Annotated in this window: 2 protein-coding genes; both read right to left on the reverse strand. The window is 44.7% G+C overall.

Annotated features, from left to right (window positions below; genetic code table 11):
- Positions 1-966, reverse strand: a 966-nt coding sequence (locus AC1DPZ_RS22505) for a glutamate synthase subunit beta (RefSeq protein WP_477407668.1), incomplete at its 3' end; no start/stop codon positions are given.
- A 6-nt stretch (positions 967-972) separates the two neighbouring features.
- The coding region (gene gltB, locus AC1DPZ_RS22510) for a glutamate synthase large subunit (RefSeq protein WP_477407670.1) at positions 973-4,497 on the reverse strand (3,525 nt) is incomplete at its 5' end.

Here is a 4,497-nt window from a genome sequence, read left to right on the forward strand (position 1 = left end):
ACGCTGCGCAGGTGGCTGATACATCACCTCAAATTGCTTGATAGATTTTGCACCCTGGCGGTTTGAAGTACCCACACAGTCGCTGCCGGTATCACCACCACCAATTACTACCACATCTTTACCGGTAGCCAAAATATCATCGGCATCTACACTAATATTGCTTACGCGTTTGTTTTGCTGTTTCAAAAAGTCCATAGCAAAATGGATTCCTTTTAATTCCCTGCCAGGGATCGTGAGGTTACGTGGTACAGTTGAACCACCAGCCAATACCACGGCATCGTTATTGCGTAACAGTTCGTCGGCTGCTACATTTACACCCACCTCGCTATTAAGTTTAAACACAATACCGTCTTTCTCCATTACCTCGATACGGCGTTCTACAACATTTTTCTCCAGCTTAAAGTCTGGAATACCGTAACGTAATAAACCGCCTGGTTTATCATCACGCTCATAAACAGTTACTGCATGACCGGCTTTCACCAATTGTGCTGCTGCTGCCAATCCTGCCGGACCAGAGCCAATAACGGCTACTTTTTTACCAGATTTAACTAAAGGTGCGGTTGGCTTAACCAGGTTTTTTTGGTAAGCTATCTCGATGATATGCTTCTCAATTTCCTCAATTGCTACAGCCGGTTTGTTAATACCTAAAACACAGGCAGATTCGCAAGGTGCAGGGCATATACGTCCTGTAAATTCAGGAAAATTATTAGTTGATGATAAAATATGGTAAGCCTCTTCCCAGTTTTTACGATACACGGCATCGTTAAACTCTGGAATAATATTACCCAGCGGACATCCCGAATGACAAAAAGGGATCCCGCAATTCATACACCTGGCCGATTGCTGATTTAGCTTTTCGTCGGTATACAAATTAACAAACTCATTATAGTTTTTTACGCGTTCAGTAGCGGAAACCTTGGTTGGTAATTCCCTGTTAAACTCCTGAAATCCTGTTGGTTTTCCCATTGAAATTTAGCCTATTGTTTGATATTGTAATTTCTCTAATACTTTTTTATACTCTTTTGGATACACCTTCACAAATTGGGTTGATGCCTCATTCCAGTTGTCTAATATCTGCTGGGCAAGCTTGCTGCCTGTTAAGCTGATATGCTTGCGCAATAAAGCCAGTATCTGCTCTTCATCCTGTAATGATAAAGGATCAAGATCCACCATCTCGGTATTACAGTTTTCGGCGAAGCTGTTATCGGGGTTAAATACCCACGCTAAACCACCACTCATACCTGCTGCAAAATTGCGCCCGGTTTTACCCAGGATAAGCGCACGGCCAGCCGTCATGTATTCGCAACCATGATCGCCAATACCTTCAACAACTGTTGTTGCGCCGGAGTTACGCACTGCGAAACGCTCGCCTGCCATGCCACCTACAAATACTTCACCTGATGTAGCACCGTAAAGTGCAACGTTACCAATGATGATATTATCCTCGGGAACAAATGTTGCGTTTGCTGCCGGATAAATGGCCAGCTGCGCTCCGCATAAACCTTTACCTACATAGTCATTGGCTTCGCCTTCAAGCTCAAAGGAAATCCCTTTGGTTGCAAACGCGCCAAAGCTTTGTCCAGCCGAACCTTTGAATTTATAGTTGATGGTATTGTCGGGCAATCCTGCCGAGCCATATTTTTTAGAGATCTCGTTTGATAAAAGCGTGCCGACAGTACGGTTAACGTTGATTACATCGAATGATGCAAATACAGGCGTTTTATCTTCAAGCGCGATTTTTGCAGTCTCTAACAATTGCCAGTCAAGTATTTCGCTCATACCATGATCCTGCTGCTCACTGTTATACAGTGTCATTCCCTTGGTATTGGTTACCGGATGCAATATGCCGCTCAGATCTATCTTTTTAGCTTTCCAGCTATCCAGGTGATCTTTCACTTTCAGGAACTGAACACGGCCAACCATCTCATTAATAGTACGGAAACCAAGTTCAGCCATAATCTCCCGAAGTTCTTCGGCCATAAAGCGGAACAGGTTAACCACATGCTCGGGTTTGCCACTGAATAGTTTCCTCAATTCAGGATCCTGTGTAGCAACACCTACAGGGCAGGTATTTAAGTGACACTTGCGCATCATGATACAGCCACCGGCTACAAGCGCAGCAGTAGCAACACCCCACTCTTCGGCGCCCATTAAACAGGCTATAGCCAAATCGCGGCCCGTTTTTAACTGGCCATCTGTTTGTAACACTACACGGCTACGCAGTTTGTTACGTACCAGTGTTTGGTGAGCCTCGGTTAAACCAAGCTCCCACGGTAAGCCTGCATGTTTTACAGAGCTTATTGGCGATGCTCCTGTACCACCATCGTACCCTGCAATCAGGATCACATCGGCATGTGCTTTGGCAACACCGGCAGCAATAGTACCAACACCGGCTTTTGATACCAGCTTCACGTTAATACGCGCGGCACGGTTTGCATTCTTAAGATCGAATATCAGTTGGGCCAGATCCTCGATAGAGTAAATATCGTGGTGTGGCGGCGGCGAAATCAAGCCAACTCCTGGTGTGGAGTGACGTGTTTTAGCAATCCAATCATCAACTTTATGACCCGGCAGCTGTCCGCCTTCACCTGGTTTTGCACCTTGCGCCATTTTAATCTGCAGCTCATCGGCATTGGTAAGGTAATTTGAAGTTACCCCAAAACGGGCCGATGCCACTTGCTTAATAGCCGAACGCATAGAGTCGCCGCTGGCCATTTTTTCGTAACGCATTTCATCCTCACCGCCTTCGCCGGTATTGCTTTTACCACCTATGCGGTTCATAGCAATAGCCATAGTACTGTGTGCCTCGTGAGATATAGAGCCGAATGACATGGCGCCTGTTGCAAAGCGCTTCATGATGTTTCCGGCAGGTTCAACCTCATCAATAGAGATAGCTTCACGGTGATGGGCAAAATCAAGCAAACCACGTATAGTGAAATGCTTTTCTGTTTGCTCGTTAATTACCTTAGCATAGTTTTTATATACCGAGTAATCATTACTACGGGTAGCATGTTGTAATAAATGCACGGTAGTTGGGTTAAATAAGTGAGCCTCGCCCCTGCGTTTCCATTGGTAAATACCACCTTCTGGCAGTAAGTTATCAGCAGTTTTAGCATTAAAACCAATGCGGTGTTTACAAAGTGCTTCGCGCGCTATTTCATCCAAACCTAAACCACCTATACGTGTAACGGCTCCGCAGAAATAGCGATCAACAACACTTTTGTTTAAACCTAATATTTCAAATACCTGTGAACCATGGTATGATTGCAGTGTAGAGATCCCCATTTTGGAGAAGATCTTCAGCAAACCATCATTTACAGATTTTACATAGTTTTTTTGTAATGTTTTAATATCAAGGCTGGTTTCTAAACTGCCGTTGTTTTTAACAGTTTCGATTGTAGCCAAAGCCAGGTATGGGTTGATTGCTGTTGCCCCGAAAGCCAACAAACAGGCAAAATGATGTACTTCCCATGCATCTCCTGTTTCAACCACTAATCCTACCGCACCACGGCGGCCTTTTTTGATGAGGTGGTGATGTACGGCGGATACCGCCAGCAAAGTAGGAATTGGAGCATGTTCGGAATCAACAGCACGATCCGACAGGATCAATACCTCAAATCCATCATCAACTGCATCTTCGGCGTAGCGACAAAGCCTTGCAATTCCTTTTTCTAATGAACCAGGCATGCCATCGGCCACAAAATAAGTTTGCAGTGTTTTAGCGTGGAAAAGACCTGTATCAATACTGCGCAGTTTTTCTAACTGGTGATTTTTTAATATCGGGTGTTTTAAAACCACGCAATGGCAATGCATTTTATCTTCATCAAGCAAATTGCCGTTGTTACCAATAAAGGTAGCAAGGCTCATTACCAAACGCTCACGGATAGGATCGATAGGCGGGTTGGTAACCTGGGCAAAAAATTGCTTAAAGTAGCTTGACAAATGCTGCGGCTTATCAGATAAGATGGCCAAAGGCACATCAGTACCCATTGAGCCAACAGGCTCTTTACCATCAACAGCCATAGGCTTTATAATGGTATCAATATCCTCGCGGCTATAACCAAATACCTGCTGGTAACGGAATACAGATGCTTCTGAAAGCTGGGCGAATGCCAAACGTGGTTCGGTAAGCTCGCTCAGGTTTATTTTATAATTCTCCAACCAGCGGCCATAAGGCTGCCTGGAAGTGATCTGTTTCTTTATTTCATCATCAGTAATGATCCTGCCTTTTTCGGTATCTATCAGCAGCATTTTACCGGGTTGCAAACGGCCTTTACGTAAAACGGTGCTTTCATCAATAGTTAAAGTACCCGCTTCTGATGCAGCTATAACGCGGCCATCGTTGGTGATCACATAACGTAAAGGGCGAAGACCATTCCTATCTAACAAGGCGCCTACCAGTTTACCATCGGTAAAAGTAATAGCGGCCGGGCCATCCCAGGGCTCCATTAAAGTTGCATGATACTCGTAAAATGCCTTTTTTACCGGATCCATATG

It is taken from the genome of Mucilaginibacter sp. P4_G9 (assembly GCF_056400985.1).